Below are 24,915 nucleotides of genomic sequence, written 5' to 3'. Positions count from 1 at the left end.
AGTTGTTTTGAGTTGTGGCTTTAACCGCGCAAGGCCTTGAGCTTGGCCAACACCCCTTCCGCCGTCTGCTCACCCATCAACTGCTCGCGCACCTTGCCCTTGTCATCGATGATGTAGGTCACCGGCAACGCCTCGCTGCGTGGAATATCGAAGATCCCCTCCGGATTCTGCGCCAGCACCGTGAACTTGATGCCCAGCTTCTCACTGGCTTCCTTCAATTCGGCGCCCTGCACATTGTCGAAGTTGACCCCGAACACGCCCACGTTCTGCGCCTTCAGTTGTTCGGCCAAGGCATTGAGCTCGGGGATTTCCGTGCGGCACGGGCCACACCATTCAGCCCAGTAATTGACCACCAGCCACTGCTTGTCCAAGCGCTCGGCCGCCACTTTCTGGCCATATTGGTCAACGCCGTAATCGTTACCGCAGCCGCTGAGCAGCAGGGTTGTGATGATCGCCAATGCACCGATCAGTCGCCTAGTCATGGGGTAATCCTTCGCAAAAATGAACGTTGGCTGCGACCTATCGCCTCTTACGGTTTAAGGACAGGTCGCTGCGCGGGTAGAATACCCGCCACCTTACGCAAGATGCGACCCGCACATGACCGATCTGACGCTTTATCACAACCCGCGCTGCTCGAAATCCCGCGGTGCGCTGGAACTGCTGGAAGCCCGCGGCCTCACGCCTACCGTGGTGCGTTACCTGGAAACCCCGCTGGACGCCGCACAGTTGAAGGCGTTGCTGGGCAAACTGGGGATCAGCGCGCGCCAACTGCTGCGCAGCGGTGAAGACGAATACAAGACCCTCAACCTGGCCGACGCCAGCCTCAGCGAAGCCCAATTGATCGCTGCCATCGCCGCGCACCCGAAGCTGATGGAACGCCCGATCCTGGAGACCGCCGACAAAGCCATCATTGGCCGTCCGCCGGAAAACGTAGTGGAGATCCTGCCGTGACGTCTCCGTATGTGCTGGTGTTGTATTACAGCCGCAACGGCTCGGTGAGCGAAATGGCCCGGCAGATTGCCCGGGGCATCGAGCAAGGCGGGATGGAAGCCCGGCTGCGCACCGTGCCGGCGATCTCCACCGAGTGCGAAGCCGTGGCGCCGAGCATTCCGGAGGAAGGCGCGCTGTATGCCAGCCTCGATGACCTGAAGCACTGCTCGGGCCTGGCCCTGGGCAGCCCGACCCGCTTCGGCAACATGGCCGCGCCGCTCAAGTATTTCCTCGACGGCACCAGCAACCTGTGGCTTACCGGCGCCCTCGTCGGCAAGCCGGCCGGTGTGTTTACCTCCACCGCCAGCCTGCATGGCGGCCAGGAGACCACGCTGATGTCGATGCTGCTGCCGTTGCTGCACCACGGCATGCTCATCACCGGCCTGCCCTACAGCGAACAAGCGTTGCTCGATACCCAGGGCGGCGGCACGCCGTATGGTGCCAGCCACCATACGGGGCCGGACGGCAAGCGCCTGCTCGATCAACATGAAATCGCCCTGTGTCGCGCCCTCGGCCTGCGCCTGGCCAGCACTGCCACGCTGCTGGAGAACGGCCGTGGCCAGAAAGCCTAAGGTCCTGCCGCCCCAGGCGTGGCTCGAGCCACGGGTCAAGGTGGCCCGGGCACTGAGCCTGCTGGCGTTTTTTGGCCTGGTGGGTTTGCTCTGCGTGTACTACCTGTTCGTCGCTGACCTGCACGGCGCACGGCCGTGGGTGATCCTGCTGATCGAATTGGTGCCACTGCTGGTGCTGGCGCCGGGCATGCTGCTGGGCAGCGCACGCGGGCATTCGTGGATGTGCTTTGTGGTGAACCTGTATTTCATCAAGGGCGCGCTGGCGGCGTATGACCCGAACCGGCAAGGGTTCGGGGTGCTGGAGATGCTGGCGAGCCTGGCGGTGTTTTGTACGGCGTTGTTGTATGTGCGGTGGCGACATCAGCTCAATCGCCGCCTGGCCGTTGATTCGCAAGCCAACTGATCACACCCTGTGGCGAGGGAGCTTGCTCCCGTTGGGCTGCGCAGCAGCCCCAAGATCGTTTGGGAGCGCTTCGCACTCCAACGGGAGCAAGCTCCATCGCCACAATAAGCGCTGATCAGTGGTTGACGGTGTAGGCCAACATCATCGACAACTGGCACATCGGCCGGCCACTCTCGGCATGCCACCGGTTGAACGCGCCCTGCACCGTCGCCAGGTCGCGCAGGCTGGTCGGCGCCTTGTCGACGATCTTCTGCGCGTTCAGCGCGGCAACCACGTCATAACTCGGCACAAACGTATCCTTGCCGACCATACGCAAGAAACGCGGCGCTGACAGCCCGCCGAGTTGATGGCCGTGCTTGCTCAGGTACTTCCACAGTCCGACGATATCGGTCACCGGCCAGTCGGCGACAAACGCGCCGAAGCTGCCCTTCTCCTGCTCAATGTCGAGGATCATCTGCGCATTGCGCGGCACACTCTTGAGCTTGCCCAGGTGGCGGATGATCCGCGTGTCCTGCATCAGCCGCTCCAGGTGCTCAGCGCCCATCAGCACGACCTTTTCCGGGTCGAAGCCAAAAAACACCTGTTCGAACGCCGGCCACTTGGCATCGACCACGCTGTGCTTCAAGCCCGCACGAAACACGCGCAGCGCCAGGGTCGACAGGTAGCGATCATCACTGATCTTGCGCAACTGCGCCGCAGTCTTGGGAACCGGCAGATGGGCTTCCAACTCGGCCGCCGAACCGAAGCGGTTCAGACAATATTCGTGCAGCCACTTGTAATCGCGCATGCCCTCTCCTGGCAATTGAATTGAAAACGGCGCCCGCGAGCGCCGTGTGTCAGAGCATCGAATCAGCTCAGAGGTTCACAACATTAACGAAGCGCGATGCGGCGGTTTCATCAATCTTCAGGCTGGCGAAGTCGAACAGGTTGCGGTCGGCCAACTGCGAGGGGATCACGTTCTGCAGACTGCGGAAGATGCTTTCGGTACGACCTGGGGTCTTGCGCTCCCAGTCCAGCAGCATTTCCTTGACCACCTGGCGCTGCAGGTTCTCCTGGGAACCGCACAGGTTGCACGGGATGATCGGGAACTGCTTGAAGTCGGAGTAGGCCTGGATGTCTTTCTCGTTGCAATACGCCAGCGGGCGGATCACCACGTTGCGCCCGTCATCGGCGCGCAGCTTGGGCGGCATGGCCTTGAGCGAGCCGTTGAAGAACATGTTGAGGAAGAAGGTCTCGACGATGTCATCGCGATGATGACCCAGGGCCATCTTGGTCGCACCGATCTCATCGGCGAAGGTGTAGAGCGTGCCACGGCGCAGGCGCGAGCACAGCGAGCAGGTGGTCTTGCCTTCCGGGATCAACTCCTTGACCACCGAATAGGTGTCCTTTTCAACGATGTGGTACTCGACGCCCAGCGCTTTGAGGTAGGCCGGCAGCACATGTTCAGGGAAACCTGGTTGTTTCTGGTCCATGTTGACGGCCACGATCTCGAACTGGATCGGCGCGACCTTTTGCAGATGCAGCAGCACGTCGAGCAGGGTGTAGCTGTCTTTGCCGCCGGAGAGGCAGACCATGACCTTGTCGCCGTCCTCGATCATATTGAAATCGGCGACCGCTTCACCGGCCAGGCGACGCAGGCGTTTTTGCAGTTTGTTCTGGTTGACCGTAAGAGTGCCCATGGCGCTTGGATCCGCAAAAGGTGTGTGACGAAAAGCCGGGTATTTTACCTTCATGACCCGCTGAGTTCCAATGTGGGATTGGGCTTGCTGTGGTGAGCGGGCTTGCCCCGCGCTGGGCTGCGCAGCAGCCCCATTGGATAGGCGATGAAAGCCCCCCTCCCACCTTGAATCACATCGCCACCTACAGACCCCGCCGCGATTAACCCCCGTGTTTACAGCGCAATTTGCTCTAAAGGCCTTACAGTCATTCCGGTCATCCCTTCCTATACTGCGACTAGAGGTCGCACATGTATCCAGGACCTTTGAGGCCATTTGGCCCGTGGGCGCTCCGATGGGGGGCGATGGTAACAACGACAGGAGTGACTGGCATGATCCATCACGTCGTGGGGCTATTTACCCATCCCGACCAGGAATGGCGGGAAATCCGTGGCGATAAAGAAGAAAGCATCGGCCACATGTACCTCACCCATACCTTGATTCTCGCGGCAATCCCCGCCGTATCCGCCTTTATCGGCACCACTCAGGTCGGCTGGGTCATCGGCAACCGCGCACCGGTGATGCTGACCCAGGAAAGCGCACTGTGGATGACCCTCATGTCCTACGCCGCCATGCTCGGCGGCGTGGCAGTGATGGGGGCGTTCATTCACTGGATGGCACGTACCTACGATGCCAACCCCAGCATGGCGCGCTGCGTGGCGTTTGCCACCTACACCGCCACGCCGCTGTTCATCGGCGGGCTGGCCGCGCTCTATCCGCATATGTGGCTGGGCATGGTGGTGGGCACGGCGGCCATTTGTTACACGGTGTACCTGCTGTACGTGGGGCTGCCGACGTTCATGAGCATCGACCCGGACGAGGGTTTCCTGTTTTCCAGCTCGGTGCTGGCCGTGGGCCTGGTGGTACTGGTGGCGATCATGGCGTTTACCGTGATCGTCTGGGGCTTGGGCGTGGGTCCGATCTACACCAACTGAGCGGATAAAACCGTAGGCAAGGCCACCGCAAGGTGGCTTTGTGCGTTATGCATGACCATTCGGCGCCTGACAGATTCGGAAACACCCAGCTTTGCGGCATACTGGACGTCTCTGGAGATATGTACAGCATGCCCGAGCAACTCAATACCCGCGTCGAAGATTGTTTCCTGCAAGCCGAATCCTTTTTCAAACGAAGCTTCAAACGCCCCCAGGTCAGCCTCAAGCTGCGGGGCCAGAAGGCCGGTGTCGCGCATTTGCACGAGAACCTGCTGCGTTTCAACCCACAGTTGTACCGTGAAAACAGCCAACACTTCCTCAAACAGACCGTGGCCCATGAAGTGGCGCACCTGATTGCCCACCAATTGTTCGGCGAGCGCATCCAGCCCCATGGCGAGGAATGGCAATTGATCATGCGCGGGGTCTATGAACTGCCGCCGGACCGTTGCCACACCTATGAAGTGAAGCGCCGCCAGGTGACTCGCTATATCTACCGATGCCCGTGTGCGGACAGTGACTTTCCGTTTTCGTCACAGCGCCATGGCATGGTGGCCCAGGGGCGGCGGTATTTGTGTCGGCGGTGTCGCCAGACCTTGGTGTTTACCGGGGAAACCCGCGTGGAGTAAGGGCCTCAACGAGGGCAAGCCCCCTCCCCATCCAAAGGGTGAACCGGGTAAAAATGTGGGAGGGGGCTTGCTCCCGATGGCGTCTGCTCAGTCACCCTACAACCCTGGCCCGCCGCAAGTCCTCTATGCGCTGGGCACTGAACCCCAACTCCGCCAATACCTCATCACTGTGCGCCCCAACCGCAGCGCCCATATGCCTGGGCTCAGGCAACCCCTCGGAAAACTTCAGCGGGCAGGCCAGTTGCGCCTGGGTCGAGCCATCGCCCCGTGGCACCTGGCTCACCAACCCCCGCGCCTTCAGCTGCGGATGCTCCACCGCCTCACGTAAGCTCAGCACCGGCTCCACACACGCATCCACCGCGGCGAACAACGCGCACAACTCATCAAAGCTGCGCTTCTCAAACTCGACCTGCAGCGCCTGCTTCAGCGCTGGCTGCTGATCAGGCCTCAGGCCCATCGACACCAAATCCGGACGACCCAACGCGTCACACAATGGCTGCATGAACGCGGGCTCGAGGCTGCCCACCGACATCCAGCGCCCATCCCGCGAGCGGTAATAGTCGTAGAAGCTGCCGCCATTGAGCACGTGGCCTTCTCGCTCCGGTTCCACCCCACACGCCAGGTAACCCGCACCGGCCATGGCGTTCAGGCTGAACGAGCAGTCGGTCATGCTCACGTCCAAGTATTGGCCGACCCCGCTCTGCTGCCGGGCAATAACCGCCGCCAGCAGCCCCACCACCGCATGCAGCGAACCGCCGCCCACATCCGCCAACTGCACGCCCAGCGGCAACGGCCCGGTGTCCTGGCGTCCGGTGTAGCTGGCCACCCCGGCCAGCGCCAGGTAATTGATGTCGTGCCCGGCGCGGTCCTTGTAGGGCCCGGTCTGGCCGTACCCGGTGATCGACACATAGATCAACCGGGGGTTGATCGCCTTCAATGCCTCATATCCCAGCCCCAACCGCTCCATCACCCCTGGTCGGAACTGTTCGAGCACAATGTCGTACTCTTTCACCAGCGCCCGTACGATCTCCAGCGCCTCGGCCTGCTTGAGGTCCAGCGCCAGGCTACGCTTGTTGCGGTTGAGGTAGGCATGGCTGGCTGACGTGCCCTGGTCGTGAGGCGGCAGGACGCGCAACAGGTCCATGCGCGTGGGCGATTCGATGCGCAGCACCTCCGCGCCCATGTCCGCCAGCATCAACGAGGCGAATGGGCCAGGCAGCAAGGTGGAAAAATCCAACACTTTGAGTGACGCCAAGGGACCTGACATGGAAACTCCATTTCGGCATTTGAATGCCCACAGACTAGGCAGCCTTGCGCCTACCGGCAATCGCCTGAACAGTCATCGACAGTGACCGTTTTGATCACGGCGGGCTTTTTCAGGGCGACGGCTTTATCATTGGCCGACGTTTGCTTGCAGAGTGTTCCATGAAGTTTGCGATTGCACTGTTTTCCGCCGCCCACGCGCCCTCCTCGCGCCGCGCCCTGCTGTTCGCCCAGGCGGCGCTGGCCGGCGGGCATGAGATTGTGCGGCTGTTTTTCTATCAGGACGGCGTCTACAGCGCGTCCAATAACCTCGTTGTGCCCCAGGACGAACAAGACATTGCGCACCAATGGCGCGAGTTTGTCAGCGCGCACCAGCTTGATAGCGTGGTGTGCATCGCCGCCGCCTTGCGCCGTGGCGTGCTCAACCAGGAGGAGGCCACGCGCTATCAACGCAGCGCGGTCAACCTCGAGGCGCCTTGGGAGCTGTCGGGTTTGGGGCAATTGCACGACGCCACCCAGGCCGCCGACCGCCTGATCTGTTTTGGAGGGCCGTGACATGTCCAAATCCCTATTGGTGATCAGCCGCCAGGCGCCGTGGTCCGGGCCAAGCGCCCGCGAAGCGCTGGACATCGTTTTGGCCGGTGGCGCCTTCGATCTGCCGATTGGCCTGCTGTTCCTCGATGACGGTGTGTTCCAACTGGCGCCGCACCAGGACGCCAAGGCCGTGCAGCAAAAAGACCTCAGCGCCAACCTCCAGGCGCTGGGCCTGTTCGGCATCGATGAGGTGTTCGCCTGCCGCCACAGCTTGGCCGCGCGCGGCCTCACGATGCCCGTCAGCGCCGAGCCGCTGGACAGTGCCGCGATCGCCGCGCTGATTGACCGTTACGACCAGGTGATTACCCTCTGATGTCGACTCTCCATGTGGTTTCCCACTCCCCGTTTACCGATAGCCGCCTCGACAGCTGCCTGCGTATGTGCGGCGCCGAAGACGCCATCCTGCTCTGCGGCGATGGCGCCTACGGGCTCCACAGCCCCGCCCTGCACACCAAAGGCGTGAAAGTCTTTGTGCTGGCCGAGGACATGCAGGCACGCAACCTGCCGCTCCCGGATTGGGCCGATAGCGTGGATTACCCAGGCTTCGTGCAGTTGTCGCTCGACTACGACAAGGTCAACAGCTGGCTATGAACACCCTGACCGTTGGCGCACGCACCCTGGAACTGGACAAGGACGGCTACCTCGTTGACCTCAACGCATGGTCCGATGAGGTGGCCAACGCCCTGGCCGCCGCCGAACCCCTGGAATTGACCGCGGACCATTGGGAAATCCTCACGCTGCTGCGTCAGTTCTATGCCGAATTCCAGCTGTCCCCGGCCACGCGCCCATTGATCAAGTACACCGCCTTGAAACTGGGCCCGGAAAAGGGCAACAGCCTGCACCTCAACAAACTGTTCAACGGCACTCCCGCCAAACTCGCCGCCAAGCTGGCGGGCCTGCCCAGGCCGACGAATTGCTTATGACCGACTTTGCCCCGCTGACCCTTGAAACGCCTGCCGAGCACCCGTTTGCGCCATTCGTGCGCATCCTGGGCAAAGGCAAGCGCGGTGCGCGCAACCTCACCCGCGAAGAGGCCCGCGAGGCCATGGGCATGCTGCTCGACGAAAAAGTCGAGGACACCCAGCTCGGCGCCTTCCTGATGCTGTTGCGCCACAAGGAAGAAAGCCCAGAGGAACTTGCAGGCTTCACCGAAGCCGTGCGCGAGCGCCTGCACGCCCCGGCACTGAACGTGGATGTCGACTGGCCCACCTACGCCGGCAAGAAACGCCATTTGCCGTGGTACCTGCTGGCGGCCAAGTGCCTGGCGCAGAACGGCGTGCGCATCCTCATGCACGGGGGTGGCGCACACACGGCGGGCCGGCTGTACACCGAGCAATTGCTCGAAGGTTTGCAGATCCCGCTGTGCCGTAACTGGCAGCAGGTCGAGTCCGCCTATGCGCAAGGCAACCTGGCGTTTATTCCACTGGGTGATTGGGCGCCGCAATTGCAGCGCATGATCGACCTGCGCAACACCCTGGGCCTGCGCTCGCCAATCCACTCATTGGCGCGCCTGCTCAACCCGCTGCAGGCACGCCTGGGGCTGCAAAGCATTTTCCATCCGGGTTATCAGGGCGTGCACCGCGATGCCAGCGGCCTGCTGGGTGACAATGTGATTGTGGTGAAAGGGGATGGCGGCGAGGTCGAGATCAACCCTGACACCCTCAGCCATCTGTACGGCACCACCGCTGGCGAAAGCTGGGACGAAGAATGGCCCGCCCTCTCCGCCCAACGCCACGTCAAGCCGGCCACGCTCGAACCCGAACACCTGAAGGCCGTGTGGCGCGGTGACGTTGAGGACAGCTACCCGCAATTGGCGCTGATCGCCACCATGGCCCTGGCCTTGCGCGGCCTGGGCCACCCAAGGGAGCAGGCCTTTGAATTGGCCCAGCAGTATTGGGCCGCACGGGACAAATCGATTTAATCGATTATTCACGCCCGGTATTTGCGCTTTTAGTTCGAACTCATCCCTTTAGACTGGGCTCCAACGCTTATTAGCCAAGGAGCCAGTCATGGGTTTGCTGATCGAAGGACACTGGAAAGACCAGTGGTACGAAAGTAGCGCAGATGGCGCTTTCCAACGCGAACAAGCGCAACGCCGCCACTGGGTGACCGCCGATGGCGCGCCCGGCCCGAGCGGCGAAGGCGGCTTCAAGGCCGAGGCCGGTCGCTACCACCTTTACGTGTCCCTGGCCTGCCCGTGGGCGCATCGCACCCTCATCCTGCGCAAGCTCAAGGGTCTGGAAAGCCTGATCGATGTGTCCGTGGTCAGTTGGTTGATGCTCGAAAACGGCTGGACCTTCGACAAGGCCCATGGCTCGACCGGCGACAAACTCGACGACTTTGCGTTTATGCACCAGCGCTACACCGCCGACACTGCGGACTACACCGGACGCGTCACCGTGCCGGTGCTGTGGGACAAAAAGCTGCAGCGCATCGTCAGCAATGAATCGGCGGAGATCATCCGCATGTTCAACAGTGCCTTTAATGAATTGACCGGCAACACTCTGGATTTCTACCCCGAGCCGCTGCGCACGACCATCGACACGTTGAACGAACGTATTTACCCAGCGGTGAACAACGGCGTGTATCGCGCAGGCTTTGCCACCTCACAGCAGGCGTATGAACGTGCGTTTGATGATGTGTTTGCGGAGCTGGATCACCTGGAACAGCATTTAGGCGACCATCGTTACCTGGCAGGCGAATACCTGACTGAAGCGGATGTGCGGCTGTTCACCACGCTGATTCGCTTTGATGCGGTGTATTACAGCCACTTCAAATGCAACCTGCGCAGGATTGCGGACTATCCGAACCTGTCGAATTGGCTGAGGGAAATGTATCAGTGGCCGGGGGTGGCCGAGACGGTGGATCTCGAGCATATCAAGGGGCATTACTACGCGAGTCACCGCACGATCAACCCGACGGGGATTGTGCCGAAGGGGCCGTTGCAAGCGTTTGATACTGCGCATGATCGGGCACAACTGAACGGCAAAGGCGTCTGCAGCTGATAAGTTACTGTGGTGAGCGGGCTTGCCCCGCGCTGGGCTGCGGAGCGGTCCCAGTAAAAACGCCGAGTTTTTTCAGAAAGAACTCGACGTCTGGTTTTGGGGCCGCTCCGCTGCCCAGCGCGGGGCAAGCCCGCTCACCACAGAAAGCCTGCCAGCTACAATAGCGCTGTCAGACCTGGGATTGTGCGCCTTCGAACCACTTCAGCTTCTCGCGCAACACCACCACTTCACCGACGATCACCAGCGTCGGTGCATGCACTTCATGCTCCGCCACCATGCGCGGCAAATCCGCCAGGGTGCCGGTGAACACGCGCTGGTTGGACGTGGTGCCCTGCTGGATCAACGCCGCCGGTGTATCCGCCGCACGCCCGTGCTTGATCAGCTGTTCGCAGATGATCGGCAAGCCGATCAAACCCATATAGAACACCAGGGTCTGCGAGGGTCCCACCAGGTCCTGCCAAGGCAGGTCCGACGTCCCATTCTTCAAATGCCCGGTGATAAAGCGTACGGACTGCGCGTAATCACGGTGGGTCAGCGGAATCCCGGCATATGCCGCGCAACCGCTGGCCGCCGTGATCCCCGGCACCACCTGGAACGGGATGCCATGGGCCGCCAGTTCTTCGATCTCTTCGCCACCACGACCAAAGATGAACGGATCGCCACCCTTGAGGCGCAGCACGCGCTTGCCTTGCTTGGCCAGGTCCACCAGTTGCTGGTTGATCTGGTCCTGCGGCACCGCGTGGTCGGCGCGACGCTTGCCGACATAGATGCGTTCGGCATCACGGCGACACAGTTCGAGGATCGCGGGCGCGACCAGGCGGTCATACAGCACCACGTCAGCTTGCTGCATCAGACGCAGGGCGCGGAAGGTCAGCAGGTCGGGATCACCCGGGCCGGCACCGACCAGATAGACCTCGCCCGGCGCATAAGGTGGCGCGCCATTGACCTTTTCGATCAGCAGGCGCTCAGCTTCATCGCCCTGCCCGGCCAACTGGCGGTCGGCAATCGGGCCTTGGAACACCTCTTCCCAGAACGCACGACGCTGCTGCACATCCGGGTACAACCCTTTGACTTGGGCACGAAAACGCGCCGCCAACCCGGCCAATTGGCCGTAAGTGGACGGAATCCAGGTTTCCAGCTTGGCGCGGATCAAGCGCGCCAGCACCGGCGCATCGCCGCCGCTGGACACGGCAATCACCAACGGTGAGCGGTCGACGATCGCCGGGAAGATCACACTGCACAAGGCTGGCGCATCCACCACATTGACCGGCACGCAACGACGCTTGGCATCGCTGGACACTTGCGCGTTCAGCGGCTCGTCGTCCGTTGCCGCGATGATCAGGGTGCAACCGTCGAGGTCGGCCTCCTGATAACCGCGCAACATCAGTTCCCCGCCACTGCCCTGCACCAGCTCACGCAACTGGTCTTCGATCTGGGGAGCAACCACTCGCAGCACCGCACCGGCATCCGCCAGCAGCCGGGATTTGCGCAAGGCAATCTCACCGCCACCGACGACCAACACGCGACTGCCGCGCAGGTTATGAAACAGCGGCAGAAATTCCATTTAGCGGATGACCTCAACGCCCGCCATGTACGGCTTGAGCACTTCAGGTACGCGGATAGAACCGTCAGCCTGCTGGTAGTTTTCCAGCACGGCCACCAGGGTGCGGCCTACAGCCAGACCGGAACCGTTGAGGGTGTGGACCAGCTCCGGCTTGCCAGTTTCCGGGTTGCGGAAACGCGCCTGCATGCGACGGGCCTGGAAATCACCGCAGTTGGAGCACGACGAAATCTCGCGGTATTTGTCTTGGCTCGGCACCCACACTTCCAAGTCGTAGGTTTTAACGGCGCTGAAACCCATGTCGCCGGTGCACAGCGCGAGTACGCGGTACGGCAGCTCCAGCAGTTGCAGGACGCGTTCGGCGTTGGCGGTCAGGCCTTCGAGGGCCTCCATGGAGGTCGACGGCTCGACCACCTGCACCATCTCGACTTTGTCGAACTGGTGCTGGCGGATCATGCCGCGGGTGTCACGGCCCGACGCACCGGCTTCGCTGCGGAAGCACGGGCTGTGGGCCACGAACTTCAGCGGCAGTTGCTTGGCGTCGAGGATCTCGCCGGAAACGATATTGGTCAGCGACACTTCGGCGGTAGGGATCAGGTACAGGTCGGCTTCGCCGTCGCGGCTGATCTTGAACAGGTCTTCTTCGAATTTCGGCAGCTGGCTGGTGCCCATCAGCGCCGGTGCCTGCACCAGATACGGGGTGTAGGCCTCTTCGTAACCGTGTTCGGCGGTGTGCAGGTTGATCATGAACTGCGCCAGGGCGCGGTGCATGCGCGCGATCGGGCCGCGCAGCAAGGCAAAGCGTGCGCCGGACATCTTGGCGGCGGTTTCGAAATCCAGGCCACCGGTCAGTTCGCCCAGGGCAACGTGGTCCTTGATCTCGAAATCAAAGGCTGTTGGCGTGCCCCAACGGCGGACTTCGACGTTGCCGTCTTCGTCTTCGCCAATCGGTACGGATTCGTGCGGGAGGTTAGGGATGCCGAGCAGGATCGAATCCAGCTCGGACTGAATTTTTTCCAGCTCGACCTTGCCGTCGGACAGCTCGGTGCCCATGCGCTCGACATCCGCCATCAGCGGCGCAATGTCTTCGCCGCGCTGCTTGGCCTGACCGATGGACTTGGAACGCGCATTCCGCTCAGCCTGCAGTGCTTCGGTGCGGGTCTGGACGGTCTTGCGCTGTTCTTCCAGCGCTTCGATGCGCGCAACATCCAAGGCAAAGCCACGGGATGCCAGGCGGTCCGCTACGTCCTGAAGGTTGCTACGTAACAGTTTGGAATCGAGCATGTCGGTCTCTCGTTTATCAAAGTTTGGTCAAGGACAGGCCGGCCCAGGTGGCGAGCAGCCCGCCGAACACGCTGATGCCCAGGTACCCGAAGGCTATCAGGGCCTGCCCGCTTTCCAGCAGGCGCAGCGTATCCAGTGAAAAGGATGAAAAGGTCGTCAGACCGCCTACAAAGCCGACAATCAAGCCGGCACGAATTTCAATCGGCACTTCCGGGCGCAACAGGAACCAGCCGTACAAGAGCCCGATGATCAGGCAGCCCACCAGGTTGACCGCCAGGGTCGCCGCATAAAAATGCTTCGGCCAGTTGGCGCTGACCCAGGTGCCAGCGGCGAAACGCAATAATGTACCAGCGATGCCGGCTGCGGACACGGCAAGAATCGTCTTAAACACTACTTTCTCCGTTGTTTGGGGCTGAGCCGGTCGAGTTGCGCGAGGTGATTGAGCTTTTCACCGATTTTCAGCTCCAGGCCACGGGGCACGGGTTGATAGAGCGGCAGCGGCTCAAGCTCATCGGGGAAGTAGTCTTCACCGGCCGCGTACGCATCCGGCTCATCGTGGGCATACCGGTATTCATCGCCATAACCCAGCTGTTTCATCAGCTTGGTCGGCGCGTTGCGCAAATGCATCGGCACTTCGAGGGAGCCGTGTTCGGCGGCGGCGCGCAGTGCGGACTTGAAGCCCATGTACACCGCATTGCTCTTTGGCGCACACGCCAGGTAGGTGATTGCCTGGGCCACGGCCAACTCGCCTTCCGGGCTGCCCAGGCGCTCCTGCACGTCCCAGGCGGCGAGGCACAGGCTCAAGGCGCGCGGATCGGCGTTGCCGATGTCTTCGCTGGCCATGCGCACCACGCGGCGGGCGAGGTACAGCGGGTCGCAACCACCGTCGATCATCCGCGCAAACCAATACAACGCGCCGTCCGGGTTAGACCCGCGTACGGATTTGTGCAGCGCCGAAATCTGATCGTAGAAGGCTTCGCCGCCCTTGTCGAAACGCCGGCGCGTATCACCGAGCAAGCTTTGCAGCAGGTCGACGCCAATCTCACCGCCGTCTTCGGCCAGGTCGGAGGCGTTCTCCAACAGGTTGAGAAAGCGGCGGCCATCGCCATCGGCGGCGGTGAGCAGGATTTTGAAACCCTCTTCGCTCACGCTGAGTTGCCGCTTGCCCAACCCCTTGTCTTCGTTCAAGGCGCGGTGCAGCAGCTTCTGCATCGCCACTTCATCCAGGCTCTTGAGTACGTAGACCCGCGCCCGCGAGAGCAAGGCGTTGTTCAACTCAAACGAAGGGTTTTCGGTGGTGGCGCCGATAAAAATCAGCGTGCCGTCTTCGACATAAGGCAGGAACGCATCCTGCTGCGACTTGTTGAAGCGATGCACTTCATCGACAAACAGGATGGTGCGCTTACCGTATTGCCCGGCCTGCTGCTTGGCGACTTCAACCGCCTGCCGGATCTCCTTGACCCCGGCGAGCACCGCCGAGACCGTTTCGAAGTGTGCATCCGAGACCTTCGCCAGCAGCCGTGCCAGGGTGGTCTTACCCACTCCCGGCGGCCCCCAGAAAATCATCGAATGCAGCGCGCCCTGCTCCAGGGCTTCGCGCAAAGGCTTGCCGCGAGCGAGCAGGTGTTCCTGACCGACGTACTCATCCAGGTTGGTCGAACGCAAGCGCGCCGCCAAAGGCTGGGCAATCGGGTCACTTCGAAACAGATCCATGGGCAGCGTTTGAAACCTCTAGATTATTCCTGGATCACGTCGGCACCCTTGGGGATGTCGAACTTGAACTTGGACGCGGGCACCCGCTGGTTGGCCTTGACCCCGGAGAACAGGATATCGGTGCGCTGGCCGACGCTGTCGACCAGGCGCATGTTATTGATCACGCCGTTGCCGAACGACAGGGACAGTGTGTCAAACAGCGTGTCCTTGGATTTCGGCTTGAGGGTGAACTCGATCACGTTGCTGGTTTGCTTGGAGGTGATGTCGAAACTGTCGTTGATTTTCGACACATCACCCGACAGCAACAGCGCCGGGGTCTGGTTCAAGCGCGGGTCGAGCTTCTTGATGGTCGCTTGCTCCAGGTCCGGGTCCCACAGGGTGACCTTCTGGCCGTCGGAAACGATGGTTTGCTCGGCCTTGCCTTCGGTGTGCCAGTAGAACAGGCCAGGGCGCTGCACGGCCATTTCGCCGGCAGTTTCCTGCAACTGGGTGCCACCGGCATCCAGGGTCATCTGGGAGAAGCGCGCGGTCAGGGTCTGGGATTTGTCCAGCAGGTTCTTCAGGCTGGCGACGGAGGCCGGGTCGGCGTGCGCCGAAACAGCAGTCAGGGCCAGTGCCGGCAACAACAGCATGCGGATAAGACGCATGGGAGTCCTCATTGAGTAGTCAGGGCGCGCCGCGTGTTGCCACGCGGCACGGGATCAGTCGCGCATCTGCCCGGGGGCAATGACTTCGCGCGAGCCGTTGGTGTTCATTGCGGTGACGACGCCGGCGTTTTCCATGGCTTCGATCATGCGGGCGGCGCGGTTGTAGCCGATTTTCAGCTTGCGCTGTACCGCCGAGATCGAGGCGCGACGGCTTTCCAGCACAAAGGCCACGGCTTCGTCGTACAACGCGTCGGTCTCGGCATCATCGTCGCCACCACTGCTGCCGCCGTCGAAGCCACTGCCGGCCTCTTCAACGCCCGCGAGGATGTCGTCGTTGTACTCCGGCGCACCGCGCAGTTTCCAGGCTTCCACCACACGGTGGACCTCATCGTCAGAAACGAAGGCGCCGTGAACCCGGATCGGCAGGCTGGTGCCCGGTGGCATGTAGAGCATGTCACCGTGGCCGAGCAGTTGTTCGGCGCCGCCCTGGTCGATGATGGTCCGTGAGTCGATCTTGCTCGACACCTGGAACGCCATGCGCGTCGGAATGTTGGCCTTGATCAGGCCGGTGATCACGTCCACCGACGGACGCTGGGTCGCAAGAATCAAGTGAATACCGGCGGCACGGGCCTTCTGGGCAATACGCGCGATCAGTTCCTCAACCTTCTTGCCGACGATCATCATCATGTCGGCGAATTCGTCGACCACCACCACGATGGTCGGCAGCTTGGTCAACAACGGCGCTTCGTCGTGAATGCTTTCGCGCTTGTACAGCGGATCGGTCAGCGGTGTACCGGCGTCCTGGGCTTCCTTGACCTTGGCGTTAAAGCCCGACAGGTTCCGTACGCCCATCTTCGCCATCAGCTTGTAGCGACGCTCCATCTCGGCCACGCTCCAGCGCAGGGCGTTGGCGGCGTCCTTCATGTCGGTCACCACCGGGCACAGCAGGTGCGGGATGCCTTCGTAGATCGACAATTCCAACATCTTCGGGTCGATCATGATCAGCTTGGCGTCGTCCGGGCCGGACTTGAACAGGATCGACAGGATCATCGCGTTCACACCCACCGACTTACCCGAGCCGGTGGTACCGGCCACCAGCAGGTGGGGCATTTTCGCCAGGTCGGTGATCACCGGCTTGCCGCCGATGTCGTGACCCAGGGCCAGGGTGACCGGCGATTTGAAGTTGTCGTACTCCGGCGTCGACAGCACCTCGGAGAAGCGCACGATCTGGCGGTCTTCGTTGGGAATCTCGATACCCACGGTGGTCTTGCCGGGGATGACTTCCACCACGCGCACGCTGGTCACGGCCAGGGAACGGGCCAAATCCTTCGCCAGGTTGGAGATACGGCTGACCTTCACCCCCGCGGCCGGCTGGATTTCATACCGGGTAATCACCGGGCCTGGGTGGATGGAGTCCACCGACACTTCAACGCCGAATTCCTTGAGCTTGATTTCCAGCAGATGGCCGACGGCCGCCAGGGATTCCGGCGAATAGTTGAGTTGTTTCTTTTCGGCCGGGTCAAGGATCGAGATCGGCGGCAAGGTGCCTTCGACGGCGCTGTCGACGAACAGCGGCGCCTGCTTCTCTTTCTGCACGCGGTGGCTCGGCTCGGCCGGTTTAGGCGGCGCGGGAGCGATCACCGGCGGCACCTGCTTCTCGCGGTCCGACATGTGTTTGCTCAGGGCCTGCTCGCGTTCGATCAGGCGTTCCTTGACCTTGGCCTGCTCACGCCGGTCCGGTGTGCTTGGGGCCACGACTTCGTTGACGCGGGTGTCCACTTCACGCAGCTGCGCCACCATGCGCTTGCGCTCGACGCGGGCCGCCCACCAGCGGTTGGCGGCGCCCTGGAACAGTTCCAGCAGGTCGAGGGTGATCTTGCCGGTCACGTCCATCACCTTGAACCACGATAGGTCGGTGAACACGGTGAGGCCGAACAGGAACAGCGCGATGAACATCAGGGTGCTGCCCTGGATATTCAGCGTCTTGCGCGCCAGGTCGCCGAGGCTTTCGCCCAGCGCCCCGCCCGCGCCCGCCGGCAGGCCGGTGGGTGCATGGAAATGAATGTGCGCCAATGCCGCCCCGGACAACACCAGGAACACCAGGCCGATCAGCCGCCAGGAGAACAGCCAGCCGCTCCACTGCCACGGCTCGTGACGCTGGCGGAAGATCTGCCAGGTCTTGATCGCCAGCAGCAATGGGAAGATATAGGCGAAGTACCCCAGCACCATGAACAGGATATCGGCGCTGTAGGAACCGGCAGGCCCACCGAAGTTCTGCACGTCTTCGATCTTGCTGTTATGGCTCCAGCCCGGATCGTCCTTGCCGTACGTCAGCAAGGCCATCATCAGGAACAGGCACAGCGCGCCGATGGCGATCAACGCACCTTCCTTGAGGCGATAATGCAGGTGCTGGCGCCAAGCGGGCACGACTGCTGCTTTAGGTGTTGCGGCGGATTTCTTCAAAACGGGTCTTTTCCTGCGCCTTTAGCGCGTCCATCTGTTGAATGACTGCAAATACTGCCCAATCCGGGCAGCTGAAAAATGAACGAGCGTGGTTGAATCTACTTTTAACACCGGGCGATTGCTGGATGAAATGGCAGCAGCGCCACAATGGCCGCATTGTACGGGTTTGTGTGCCTGATGCCACGCCGCTTGGCGTTCTTCAAACAGCCTGGCCAATGACATCTCACAAGAGGCCCAATTTGAGCATGCATTGTCTTTGCTGACAAAGGCTTATGAGCTGTTTTTACTAATCCAGGCAAGCTTGGCAAAATGCCTGCATGGGCCAGACCCGATTACGACCACGCCTTATGCAGAGAGTTGCAGAAACACCCGCTCACGCTAATGCGCGTCAATGGCCGATTCGGACTGGCCCCAGAGCGCTGTGTCGACAATAATCAACTCTTGGGGCAGACACCATCGCTGCCCACTCCCCTCCCCTTCCGTAAGCCTGGATGCCATGCTGACCTGGTTACAACGCGACTCACTGACTTTCCCCCCGCTGGCCAAAGCCATGCGCGAACCCAATGGCCTGCTCGCGGCCGGTGGCGATTTATCGGCCGAGCGACTGATCCAAGCCTACCGCCACGGTTGTTTCCCGTGGTTTTCGCAGGGCCAGCCGATCCTCTGGTGGTCGCCCGATCCCCGCACGGTGATATTCCCCGACGAGCTGCATATATCGCGCAGCCTGGGCAAATTGTTGCGCCAGCAGCGCTACGCCGTGACCTTCGACCAAGACTTCGCTGCCGTCATCCAAGCGTGTGCAGCACCGCGCGCCTATGCCGACGGCACCTGGATCACCCAGAGCATCCAGAACGCCTACTTGGCACTGCACCAGCGCGGCTATGCGCATTCGGTGGAGGTCTGGGACAACGGTGAATTGGTGGGCGGCCTGTATGGCCTGGCGATGGGCCAGCTGTTTTTCGGCGAATCCATGTTCAGCCGCGCCGACAACGCCTCAAAATTCGGCTTCGCCACCCTGACCTGCCAATTGCAGGCCTGGGGTTTTGTACTGATCGACTGCCAGATGCCCAATGACCACCTGCACAGCCTGGGTGCCCGCGCCATCTCCCGCAGCGACTTCGCAGGTTTCCTGCGCGACCATCTGGACCAACCCAACACTGGACCGTGGGTTTCTTAGGCGACTTGCGCGCTCCTGGCTTACACTTATTTGAAAGCTTATCCGAGGGTTGATCATGACCGAGTTGGCGCGTTTGAAGTTTTATGCCACTCAACCCCACTCTTGCAGCTATCTGCCCGACGAGCAGGCCACCACGCTGTTCCTCGACCCCAGCCAGCCTATGGACGTGCATGTGTATGCCGACCTGTCGGAGATGGGTTTTCGGCGCAGCGGCGATCATCTGTACCGGCCTCACTGCCAGAACTGCAATGCCTGTGTACCGGCACGCATCCCCGTGGCGCAGTTTCTGCCGGACCGCAACCAGAAACGCATCCTCAAGCGCAACGCCGACCTCACAGTGATGCCGGCCAAGCCTCGGTTTACCGAAGAATACTTCGACCTTTACCAGCGCTATATCGAGGAGCGACACGCCGATGGCGATATGTTCCCACCCAGCCGCGACCAGTTCTCTACCTTCCTGGTGCGCGACCTGCCCTTCTCGCGCTTCTACGAGTTTCGTGCAGACGGCCGACTGGTGGCCGTTGCCGTGACCGATTTGCTGCCTAACGGCCTGTCAGCGGTCTACACCTTCTACGAGCCGGCCGAAGAACGCCGCAGCCTGGGACGCTTTGCGATCCTCTGGCAAATCGGTGAGGCACTGCGCCAGGAACTGGAGGCGGTGTACCTCGGATACTGGATCAAGAACTGCAAAAAGATGAATTACAAGACCCAATATCGGCCTATTGAACTGCTGATTAATCAAAGATGGGTAACACTTAACTAGAACCCCTTGGCTTAAACACCCTTTTTCGGGCACAATGCACGCCGCTTTTGCCTGGCGCAGTTGCACCGGGCCATTCACTGGATACCGAGGGCTTTACTGCATGTCGAAAGAAGACAGCTTCGAAATGGAAGGCACTGTCGTCGACACCCTGCCCAACACCATGTTTCGTGTGGAGTTGGAAAATGGGCACGTCGTAACCGCGCATATCTCCGGCAAGATGCGCAAGAACTACATTCGTATTCTTACCGGTGACAAAGTGCGCGTCGAGCTGACGCCCTATGACTTGAGCAAAGGGCGCATCACTTACCGCGCTCGCTAAGCAAGTCAATACAAGACGCCCGGTTATGCCGGGCGTTTTTGTGTGCGTGCTATTTACCAAGCGCCAAAACCAAATGTGGGAGAGGGCTTGCTCCCGATAGCAGTGTTTCAGTCGCTACATGAGTGACTGATCTACCGCTATCGGGAGCAAGCCCCCTCCCACATTGGCGCCCGCAGCTATCGATCAGGCCATTTCAGCTGTGGTTTCGAACTCGAAGGTCAGCTCGCCATCCTTGAGGTCGATGTGCACCACGCCACCATGGTCGGAGAGCTCGCCGAACAGGATCTCTTCGGCCAATGGCCGCTTGATCTTGTCCTGGATCAGACGTGCCATTGGACGTGCGCCCATTGCCGCGTCGTAGCCACCCTCGGCGATCCAACTGCGCGCCGCCTCGGAGACTTCCAGTTGCACGCGCTTGTCTTCCAACTGCGCCTGAAGCTCGGTGAGGAACTTGTCCACCACGCTTTTGATAACCTCATGGCTGAGGCGACCAAACTGGATGATGGTGTCCAGGCGGTTGCGGAACTCCGGCGTGAAGCTTTTCTTGATCACTTCCATGGCATCGGAAGAGTGATCTTGATGACTGAAGCCGATCGAAGCCCGCGCAGCCGTTTCGGCACCGGCGTTGGTGGTCATGATCACGATCACATTGCGGAAGTCCGCCTTGCGCCCGTTGTTGTCGGTCAGGGTGCCGTGGTCCATCACCTGCAGCAGCAGGTTGAAGACTTCGGGGTGAGCCTTCTCGATTTCATCGAGCAGCAATACGCAGTGCGGCTGCTTGGTGATCGCTTCGGTCAACAGGCCGCCTTGGTCGAAACCGACATAACCCGGAGGCGCACCGATCAGGCGCGATACCGTGTGGCGCTCCATGTACTCGGACATGTCGAACCGCACCAACTCAATACCCATGGCCTTGGCCAACTGCCGCGCGGCTTCGGTCTTGCCGACGCCGGTCGGGCCTGCGAACAGGAACGAACCGACAGGCTTGTCCGGCGACTTGAGGCCCGCACGCGACAGCTTGATCGCGGTGGACAGCGCGTCGATGGCTGCATCCTGGCCGAATACGGTGAGTTTCAGGTCGCGCTCCAAGTTACGCAGCAATTCCTTATCGGAACTGTTGACGTGCTTAGGCGGAATCCGCGCGATCTTGGCCACGATGTCCTCAACCTGAGCAACGTCGATGCGCTTCACACGCTTCTCGACCGGCTGCAGGCGCTGGTAAGCGCCCGCCTCGTCGATCACATCGATGGCTTTGTCCGGCATGTGCCGGTCATTGATGTAGCGCGATGCGAGCTCAGCAGCCGCACGCAGAGCCTCATCGGTGTACTCGATGCCATGGTGCGCTTCGAAACGCCCCTTGAGCCCGCGCAGGATACCGATGGTGTCTTCGACTGAAGGCTCGGACACGTCGACCTTCTGGAAGCGACGCGCCAAGGCACGGTCTTTCTCAAAGATGCCACGGAATTCCTGGAACGTGGTCGAACCGATGCAGCGGATATCACCCGACGAGAGCAGCGGTTTGAGCAGGTTGGAGGCATCCATTACCCCGCCGGACGCCGCACCGGCACCGATGATGGTGTGGATCTCGTCGATGAACAAAATCGCCTGAGGGCGTTTTTTCAGTTCACCCAGCAACGCCTTGAAGCGTTTCTCGAAATCGCCACGGTATTTGGTCCCGGCGAGCAAGGCGCCCAGGTCCAGGGAGTAGACGACGCTGTTTGCCAGCAGGTCCGGCACCTGGTTATCGACGATGCGCTTGGCCAGGCCTTCGGCAATCGCGGTTTTACCCACGCCCGCCTCACCCACCAGCAACGGGTTGTTCTTGCGACGACGCGCGAGGATCTGCGCTACACGCTCAACCTCAAGCTCGCGCCCCACCAGCGGATCGATCCGCCCCTGGCGCGCCAGTTCGTTGAGGTTGCTGGCATAGGCATCCAGTGGATTGCCCGAAGAAGAAGACTCACCGCCCTCGTCGTCCTGCATTTCCTGCTCACCTTCGGAATGATCGCCGTGCCCAGGCACTTTGGAGATACCGTGGGCGATGTAATTGACGACATCAATACGGGCAACGCTCTGCTGTTTGAGCAGGAACACTGCCTGGCTTTCCTGTTCGCTGAAAATGGCCACAAGCACATTGGCGCCCGTGACTTCACGCTTACCGGAGCTCTGAACGTGGAAAACAGCGCGCTGCAATACCCGCTGAAAGCCCAGGGTTGGCTGGGTTTCACGGTCCTCGTCGTGCACGGGGATCAGTGGCGTGGTGGAGTCGATAAACTCCTGCAGGTCGTGCTTGAGTTTGTCGAGGTTGGCGCCGCACGCACGTAGAACGGTGGCGGCAGCTTCGTTATCCAAAAGTGCCAGCAGCAGGTGTTCGACGGTCATGAATTCATGACGCTTCGAACGGGCCTCCTTGAAGGCAAGATTGAGGGTGACTTCGAGCTCGCGGTTTAACATAGCTTCACCTCATACCCAAGTGGTCGGCGTTAACCGTCCTTCTCGATTTCACAGAGTAGCGGATGCTGGCTTTCCCTGGCGTACTGGTTGACCTGCATGGCCTTTGTCTCGGCGATGTCGCGGGTAAACACTCCACATACTGCCCGTCCTTCTGTGTGAACGGCCAGCATTACCTTGGTCGCCAACTCGCGGTTCAGGTTAAAAAACACCTCGAGCACTTCGACCACGAAATCCATCGGTGTGTAGTCATCATTGAACAAAACCACCTTGTACATCGGCGGCGCCTGTAAAGCAGGCTTGGCCTCCTGAACAGCAATGCCTGCAGAACCGTCGTCATCGTGTTCGTGATCCGGTCGATCCTGATTGAATGTTAGTCGAATCTGGCTGATTGCATGCATGGAAAGAAAGGTTCGTCAGTGGTTCAAATACAGTGGTGGGGGCGACCTGTCAGAATTTCAACTGCTGACCGATCGGTCGCCTTGACTATCGGCGAAACGGTGTTACAACCAATAGAACCCACAGTGGGTAAAAAAGGTCCGCGCAGTCAACCTTATTTATTCGGGTTAGGACGGATAAACTGGATGATACTCCAGTGATGGAGTCTGGTGCAGAGGGATATGGGTATGTCTGGCGTCAAGATCAGTGGCAAGGTCAAATGGTTTAACAATGCCAAGGGGTACGGTTTTATCATTGAAGACGGTAAATCCGAGGACCTGTTTGCGCACTTTTCAGCGATCATCATGGACGGATACAAAACGCTGAAAGCGGGACAAGCAGTCAGCTTTGAGATCATTCAAGGCCCTAAAGGACTGCACGCCGTGAATATCGACACAGTGAAAGAAGTCATTGCGAGCCCAGCAGCACGTGCGAGCGAAGCAGAAAAGAAACAAACGGCCTGACTCGCCGCCGAGCGTGTAGCTTGCGATAAAAAAACGGCCACCCCAATCAACTCGGGATGGCCGTTTTTTATGCCCGCGCGATTACATATGCGAAATCAACGCATCACCAAAGCCCGACGACGACACCAGTTTCGCGCCCTCCATCAGGCGTTCGAAGTCGTAGGTCACGGTCTTGGCCGAAATCGCACCGTTGGTGCCCTTGATAATCAAGTCAGCCGCCTCGGTCCAGCCCATATGGCGCAACATCATCTCTGCCGACAGAATCAACGAACCTGGGTTGACCTGGTCCTTGCCTGCATATTTAGGCGCAGTACCATGGGTTGCCTCGAACATCGCCACGGTGTCGGACAAGTTAGCCCCCGGCGCGATACCGATACCGCCCACTTCCGCCGCCAGGGCATCAGACAGGTAGTCACCGTTCAGGTTGAGGGTGGCGATCACGTCATACTCAGCCGGACGCAGCAGGATTTGCTGGAGCATCGCGTCGGCAATCGCATCCTTGACCACTACATTCTTGCAGGTCTTCGGGTTCTTGAACTGCATCCACGGCCCACCATCGAGCAGCGTCGCGCCGAACTCTTCGGCCGCCACTTCGTAGGCCCACTCCTTGAAGGCCCCTTCGGTGAACTTCATGATGTTGCCTTTGTGCACGATAGTCAGCGAATCGCGGTCATTATCCACCACATATTGCAGGGCCTTGCGCGCCAGACGCTTGGTGCCCTCCAGCGATACCGGCTTGATGCCGATCCCGCAATCCTGGTCGAAACGGATCTTGGTGACGCCCATTTCTTCCTTGAGGAACTTGATGACCTTGGTGGCCTCCGGCGAACCGGCCTTCCATTCGATCCCGGCGTAAATGTCTTCGGAGTTCTCGCGGAAGATGGTCATGTCCACATCGCCTGGCTTCTTGACCGGGCTGGGCACGCCTTCGAACCAGCGCACCGGCCGCAGGCACACGTACAGGTCGAGTTGCTGACGCAGGGCCACGTTCAGCGAGCGGATGCCGCCACCGACCGGCGTGGTCAGCGGCCCCTTGATGGACACCACGTAATCCTTGACCGCATCCAGGGTTTCCTGAGGCAGCCAGGTGTCCTGGTCGTAGACTTGGGTCGCCTTCTCACCGGCGTAAACCTCCATCCACGAGATTTTGCGCTTGCCGCCGTAGGCCTTTTCAACAGCTGCGTCGACCACCTTGATCATCACCGGACTGATGTCGACGCCAATACCGTCACCTTCGATGTAAGGGATGATCGGTTGGTCAGGAACATTGAGAGAATGGTCTGCATTGACGGTGATTTTGTCGCCGACTGCCGGAACCTGAATCTTCTTGTATCCCATGCTGAACTCCATCTATGGATTGAACATCTGGCTGCGTTCGAGCCTACTCCAGATAAATGGCGACTGAAACCTCGCGCCATGCTCATTTGCATCGAAAACAGCATAAATTGTCGCCTACAAGCCTGAAAGCAAAGGGAAAAGCGCCAATCTTGAGCACATCGTGCGACTTTAGGCGTAACCCGGCACCTGCGACCTTT

Annotated in this window: 28 protein-coding genes; 15 read left to right on the top strand and 13 right to left on the bottom strand. The window is 60.5% G+C overall.

Features of this window, described 5'->3' with window-relative positions:
• Positions 1–20: 20 nt before the first annotated feature.
• Positions 21–482 carry a TlpA disulfide reductase family protein gene (locus QCBJ_RS03570; RefSeq protein ID WP_012724918.1) on the bottom strand — a complete coding sequence of 154 codons (462 nt, stop codon included), beginning with the start codon at positions 480–482 and terminating at the stop codon, positions 21–23.
• 115 nt (positions 483–597) lie between these two features.
• Here QCBJ_RS03570 and arsC point away from each other — a divergent pair, with 115 nt between their 5' ends.
• Genes arsC through QCBJ_RS03555 form a run of 3 tightly spaced genes read left to right on the top strand, consistent with a single transcriptional unit; the run spans position 598 to position 1,965 of the window.
• Complete coding sequence (gene arsC / locus QCBJ_RS03565) at positions 598–951, top strand: arsenate reductase (glutaredoxin) (protein ID WP_012724919.1); 354 nt, start codon at positions 598–600, stop codon at positions 949–951.
• Complete coding sequence (wrbA, locus tag QCBJ_RS03560; RefSeq protein WP_102060143.1) at positions 948–1,562, top strand: NAD(P)H:quinone oxidoreductase; 615 nt, start codon at positions 948–950, stop codon at positions 1,560–1,562. Before arsC ends, wrbA begins: the two co-directional genes overlap by 4 nt.
• Positions 1,546–1,965, top strand: a complete 420-nt coding sequence (locus QCBJ_RS03555; protein ID WP_046035513.1) for a DUF2069 domain-containing protein — start codon at positions 1,546–1,548, stop codon at positions 1,963–1,965. The genes wrbA and QCBJ_RS03555 overlap by 17 nt, the downstream gene beginning before the upstream one ends.
• Before the next feature lie 115 nt (positions 1,966–2,080).
• Here the strand turns inward: QCBJ_RS03555 and QCBJ_RS03550 are convergent, their stop codons facing one another.
• Both QCBJ_RS03550 and ttcA read right to left on the bottom strand, forming a co-directional pair.
• Positions 2,081–2,752: a DNA-3-methyladenine glycosylase I gene (locus QCBJ_RS03550; protein WP_102060142.1), complete on the bottom strand. Its 672-nt coding sequence runs from the start codon at positions 2,750–2,752 to the stop codon at positions 2,081–2,083.
• A 67-nt stretch (positions 2,753–2,819) separates the two neighbouring features.
• On the bottom strand, positions 2,820–3,644 hold the full coding sequence (ttcA, locus tag QCBJ_RS03545) for a tRNA 2-thiocytidine(32) synthetase TtcA (protein WP_093541552.1): 825 nt from the start codon (positions 3,642–3,644) through the stop codon (positions 2,820–2,822).
• A 368-nt stretch (positions 3,645–4,012) separates the two neighbouring features.
• Between ttcA and QCBJ_RS03540 the strand changes: the two genes are divergently transcribed.
• Together QCBJ_RS03540 and QCBJ_RS03535 are read left to right on the top strand one after the other, a co-directional pair.
• Positions 4,013–4,615, top strand: coding sequence for a Yip1 family protein (locus tag QCBJ_RS03540; protein WP_012724924.1), 603 nt, complete (start codon positions 4,013–4,015; stop codon positions 4,613–4,615).
• A 128-nt stretch (positions 4,616–4,743) separates the two neighbouring features.
• The gene (locus QCBJ_RS03535) at positions 4,744–5,238 is read left to right on the top strand and encodes a SprT family zinc-dependent metalloprotease (protein ID WP_010209629.1); all 495 of its coding nucleotides are present in this window, start codon (positions 4,744–4,746) and stop codon (positions 5,236–5,238) included.
• A gap of 91 nt (positions 5,239–5,329) precedes the next feature.
• Here the strand turns inward: QCBJ_RS03535 and QCBJ_RS03530 are convergent, their stop codons facing one another.
• A complete protein-coding gene (locus tag QCBJ_RS03530; RefSeq protein ID WP_102060141.1) occupies positions 5,330–6,505 on the bottom strand; it encodes a CaiB/BaiF CoA-transferase family protein in 1,176 nt (391 codons plus the stop codon).
• A 158-nt stretch (positions 6,506–6,663) separates the two neighbouring features.
• Between QCBJ_RS03530 and tusD the strand changes: the two genes are divergently transcribed.
• From tusD to QCBJ_RS03500, 6 genes are all read left to right on the top strand, one after another.
• Positions 6,664–7,056, top strand: a complete 393-nt coding sequence (tusD, locus tag QCBJ_RS03525; protein WP_012724926.1) for a sulfurtransferase complex subunit TusD — start codon at positions 6,664–6,666, stop codon at positions 7,054–7,056.
• Between the two features lies 1 nt (position 7,057).
• Complete coding sequence (tusC, locus tag QCBJ_RS03520; protein ID WP_012724927.1) at positions 7,058–7,408, top strand: sulfurtransferase complex subunit TusC; 351 nt, start codon at positions 7,058–7,060, stop codon at positions 7,406–7,408.
• Positions 7,408–7,686 carry a sulfurtransferase complex subunit TusB gene (gene tusB, locus QCBJ_RS03515; protein ID WP_102060140.1) on the top strand — a complete coding sequence of 93 codons (279 nt, stop codon included), beginning with the start codon at positions 7,408–7,410 and terminating at the stop codon, positions 7,684–7,686. Before tusC ends, tusB begins: the two co-directional genes overlap by 1 nt.
• Complete coding sequence (locus tag QCBJ_RS03510; protein WP_046035520.1) at positions 7,683–8,018, top strand: TusE/DsrC/DsvC family sulfur relay protein; 336 nt, start codon at positions 7,683–7,685, stop codon at positions 8,016–8,018. Before tusB ends, QCBJ_RS03510 begins: the two co-directional genes overlap by 4 nt.
• Positions 8,015–9,016 (top strand): glycosyl transferase family protein, encoded by a 1,002-nt coding sequence (locus QCBJ_RS03505; protein ID WP_012724930.1) that lies wholly within the window; start codon positions 8,015–8,017, stop codon positions 9,014–9,016. Before QCBJ_RS03510 ends, QCBJ_RS03505 begins: the two co-directional genes overlap by 4 nt.
• Positions 9,017–9,104: 88 nt before the next feature.
• Positions 9,105–10,100: a glutathione S-transferase family protein gene (locus QCBJ_RS03500; protein WP_102060139.1), complete on the top strand. Its 996-nt coding sequence runs from the start codon at positions 9,105–9,107 to the stop codon at positions 10,098–10,100.
• A 169-nt stretch (positions 10,101–10,269) separates the two neighbouring features.
• Here the strand turns inward: QCBJ_RS03500 and cysG are convergent, their stop codons facing one another.
• From cysG to QCBJ_RS03470, 6 genes are read right to left on the bottom strand one after another with little or no spacing between them, the layout of a single operon-like run.
• Positions 10,270–11,664 (bottom strand): siroheme synthase CysG, encoded by a 1,395-nt coding sequence (gene cysG, locus QCBJ_RS03495; protein WP_012724932.1) that lies wholly within the window; start codon positions 11,662–11,664, stop codon positions 10,270–10,272.
• Entirely contained in the window at positions 11,665–12,945 is a 1,281-nt protein-coding gene (gene serS, locus QCBJ_RS03490; RefSeq protein ID WP_012724933.1) for a serine--tRNA ligase, read from the bottom strand.
• A 16-nt stretch (positions 12,946–12,961) separates the two neighbouring features.
• Positions 12,962–13,336, bottom strand: a complete 375-nt coding sequence (crcB, locus tag QCBJ_RS03485; RefSeq protein ID WP_012724934.1) for a fluoride efflux transporter CrcB — start codon at positions 13,334–13,336, stop codon at positions 12,962–12,964.
• A complete protein-coding gene (locus QCBJ_RS03480; protein ID WP_012724935.1) occupies positions 13,336–14,658 on the bottom strand; it encodes a replication-associated recombination protein A in 1,323 nt (440 codons plus the stop codon). The genes crcB and QCBJ_RS03480 overlap by 1 nt, the downstream gene beginning before the upstream one ends.
• 23 nt (positions 14,659–14,681) lie before the next feature.
• On the bottom strand, positions 14,682–15,305 hold the full coding sequence (gene lolA / locus QCBJ_RS03475; RefSeq protein WP_102060138.1) for an outer membrane lipoprotein chaperone LolA: 624 nt from the start codon (positions 15,303–15,305) through the stop codon (positions 14,682–14,684).
• 54 nt (positions 15,306–15,359) lie between these two features.
• Positions 15,360–17,768 (bottom strand): DNA translocase FtsK, encoded by a 2,409-nt coding sequence (locus tag QCBJ_RS03470; RefSeq protein ID WP_012724937.1) that lies wholly within the window; start codon positions 17,766–17,768, stop codon positions 15,360–15,362.
• Positions 17,769–18,264: 496 nt separating this feature from the next.
• Here QCBJ_RS03470 and aat point away from each other — a divergent pair, with 496 nt between their 5' ends.
• From aat to infA, 3 genes are all read left to right on the top strand, one after another.
• Entirely contained in the window at positions 18,265–18,945 is a 681-nt protein-coding gene (gene aat, locus QCBJ_RS03465) for a leucyl/phenylalanyl-tRNA--protein transferase (RefSeq protein WP_102060137.1), read from the top strand.
• A gap of 55 nt (positions 18,946–19,000) precedes the next feature.
• Positions 19,001–19,708, top strand: a complete 708-nt coding sequence (locus QCBJ_RS03460; protein WP_012724939.1) for an arginyltransferase — start codon at positions 19,001–19,003, stop codon at positions 19,706–19,708.
• A gap of 100 nt (positions 19,709–19,808) precedes the next feature.
• Positions 19,809–20,027: a translation initiation factor IF-1 gene (gene infA, locus QCBJ_RS03455; protein ID WP_002553999.1), complete on the top strand. Its 219-nt coding sequence runs from the start codon at positions 19,809–19,811 to the stop codon at positions 20,025–20,027.
• Positions 20,028–20,210: 183 nt separating this feature from the next.
• On the opposite strand, the gene clpA is transcribed toward infA, so the two are convergent.
• A complete protein-coding gene (gene clpA, locus QCBJ_RS03450; RefSeq protein WP_012724940.1) occupies positions 20,211–22,481 on the bottom strand; it encodes an ATP-dependent Clp protease ATP-binding subunit ClpA in 2,271 nt (756 codons plus the stop codon).
• Positions 22,482–22,510: 29 nt separating this feature from the next.
• On the bottom strand, positions 22,511–22,879 hold the full coding sequence (gene clpS, locus QCBJ_RS03445; RefSeq protein WP_010567912.1) for an ATP-dependent Clp protease adapter ClpS: 369 nt from the start codon (positions 22,877–22,879) through the stop codon (positions 22,511–22,513).
• A 225-nt stretch (positions 22,880–23,104) separates the two neighbouring features.
• Between clpS and cspD the strand changes: the two genes are divergently transcribed.
• Positions 23,105–23,380 (top strand): cold shock domain-containing protein CspD, encoded by a 276-nt coding sequence (cspD, locus tag QCBJ_RS03440; protein ID WP_012724941.1) that lies wholly within the window; start codon positions 23,105–23,107, stop codon positions 23,378–23,380.
• A gap of 81 nt (positions 23,381–23,461) precedes the next feature.
• On the opposite strand, the gene icd is transcribed toward cspD, so the two are convergent.
• The gene (gene icd / locus QCBJ_RS03435; protein ID WP_102060171.1) at positions 23,462–24,718 is read right to left on the bottom strand and encodes an NADP-dependent isocitrate dehydrogenase; all 1,257 of its coding nucleotides are present in this window, start codon (positions 24,716–24,718) and stop codon (positions 23,462–23,464) included.
• Positions 24,719–24,915: the final 197 nt, after the last annotated feature.

Origin of the sequence: Pseudomonas sp. QC2 (assembly GCF_002859085.1) — a bacterium.
Taxonomy (GTDB): Bacteria; Pseudomonadota; Gammaproteobacteria; order Pseudomonadales; family Pseudomonadaceae; genus Aquipseudomonas; species Aquipseudomonas petroselini.
Note: the sequence above shows the minus strand (reverse complement) of the source record. Positions and strands in the feature narration are given on the sequence as shown.

Excerpts from the sequence above, each read along its gene's own strand:
- QCBJ_RS03570 (WP_012724918.1), bottom strand. The coding sequence starts at position 482 with ATGACTAGGCGACTGATCGGTGCATTGGCGATCATCACAACCCTGCTG.
- arsC (WP_012724919.1), top strand. The coding sequence starts at position 598 with ATGACCGATCTGACGCTTTATCACAACCCGCGCTGCTCGAAATCCCGC.
- QCBJ_RS03550 (WP_102060142.1), bottom strand. The coding sequence starts at position 2,752 with ATGCGCGATTACAAGTGGCTGCACGAATATTGTCTGAACCGCTTCGGT.
- ttcA (WP_093541552.1), bottom strand. The coding sequence starts at position 3,644 with ATGGGCACTCTTACGGTCAACCAGAACAAACTGCAAAAACGCCTGCGT.
- QCBJ_RS03540 (WP_012724924.1), top strand. The coding sequence starts at position 4,013 with ATGATCCATCACGTCGTGGGGCTATTTACCCATCCCGACCAGGAATGG.
- QCBJ_RS03535 (WP_010209629.1), top strand. The coding sequence starts at position 4,744 with ATGCCCGAGCAACTCAATACCCGCGTCGAAGATTGTTTCCTGCAAGCC.
- QCBJ_RS03530 (WP_102060141.1), bottom strand. The coding sequence starts at position 6,505 with ATGTCAGGTCCCTTGGCGTCACTCAAAGTGTTGGATTTTTCCACCTTG.
- tusD (WP_012724926.1), top strand. The coding sequence starts at position 6,664 with ATGAAGTTTGCGATTGCACTGTTTTCCGCCGCCCACGCGCCCTCCTCG.
- tusC (WP_012724927.1), top strand. The coding sequence starts at position 7,058 with ATGTCCAAATCCCTATTGGTGATCAGCCGCCAGGCGCCGTGGTCCGGG.
- tusB (WP_102060140.1), top strand. The coding sequence starts at position 7,408 with ATGTCGACTCTCCATGTGGTTTCCCACTCCCCGTTTACCGATAGCCGC.
- QCBJ_RS03510 (WP_046035520.1), top strand. The coding sequence starts at position 7,683 with ATGAACACCCTGACCGTTGGCGCACGCACCCTGGAACTGGACAAGGAC.
- QCBJ_RS03505 (WP_012724930.1), top strand. The coding sequence starts at position 8,015 with ATGACCGACTTTGCCCCGCTGACCCTTGAAACGCCTGCCGAGCACCCG.
- QCBJ_RS03500 (WP_102060139.1), top strand. The coding sequence starts at position 9,105 with ATGGGTTTGCTGATCGAAGGACACTGGAAAGACCAGTGGTACGAAAGT.
- cysG (WP_012724932.1), bottom strand. The coding sequence starts at position 11,664 with ATGGAATTTCTGCCGCTGTTTCATAACCTGCGCGGCAGTCGCGTGTTG.
- serS (WP_012724933.1), bottom strand. The coding sequence starts at position 12,945 with ATGCTCGATTCCAAACTGTTACGTAGCAACCTTCAGGACGTAGCGGAC.
- QCBJ_RS03480 (WP_012724935.1), bottom strand. The coding sequence starts at position 14,658 with ATGGATCTGTTTCGAAGTGACCCGATTGCCCAGCCTTTGGCGGCGCGC.
- lolA (WP_102060138.1), bottom strand. The coding sequence starts at position 15,305 with ATGCGTCTTATCCGCATGCTGTTGTTGCCGGCACTGGCCCTGACTGCT.
- aat (WP_102060137.1), top strand. The coding sequence starts at position 18,265 with ATGCTGACCTGGTTACAACGCGACTCACTGACTTTCCCCCCGCTGGCC.
- QCBJ_RS03460 (WP_012724939.1), top strand. The coding sequence starts at position 19,001 with ATGACCGAGTTGGCGCGTTTGAAGTTTTATGCCACTCAACCCCACTCT.
- infA (WP_002553999.1), top strand. The coding sequence starts at position 19,809 with ATGTCGAAAGAAGACAGCTTCGAAATGGAAGGCACTGTCGTCGACACC.
- clpA (WP_012724940.1), bottom strand. The coding sequence starts at position 22,481 with ATGTTAAACCGCGAGCTCGAAGTCACCCTCAATCTTGCCTTCAAGGAG.
- clpS (WP_010567912.1), bottom strand. The coding sequence starts at position 22,879 with ATGCATGCAATCAGCCAGATTCGACTAACATTCAATCAGGATCGACCG.
- cspD (WP_012724941.1), top strand. The coding sequence starts at position 23,105 with ATGTCTGGCGTCAAGATCAGTGGCAAGGTCAAATGGTTTAACAATGCC.
- icd (WP_102060171.1), bottom strand. The coding sequence starts at position 24,718 with ATGGGATACAAGAAGATTCAGGTTCCGGCAGTCGGCGACAAAATCACC.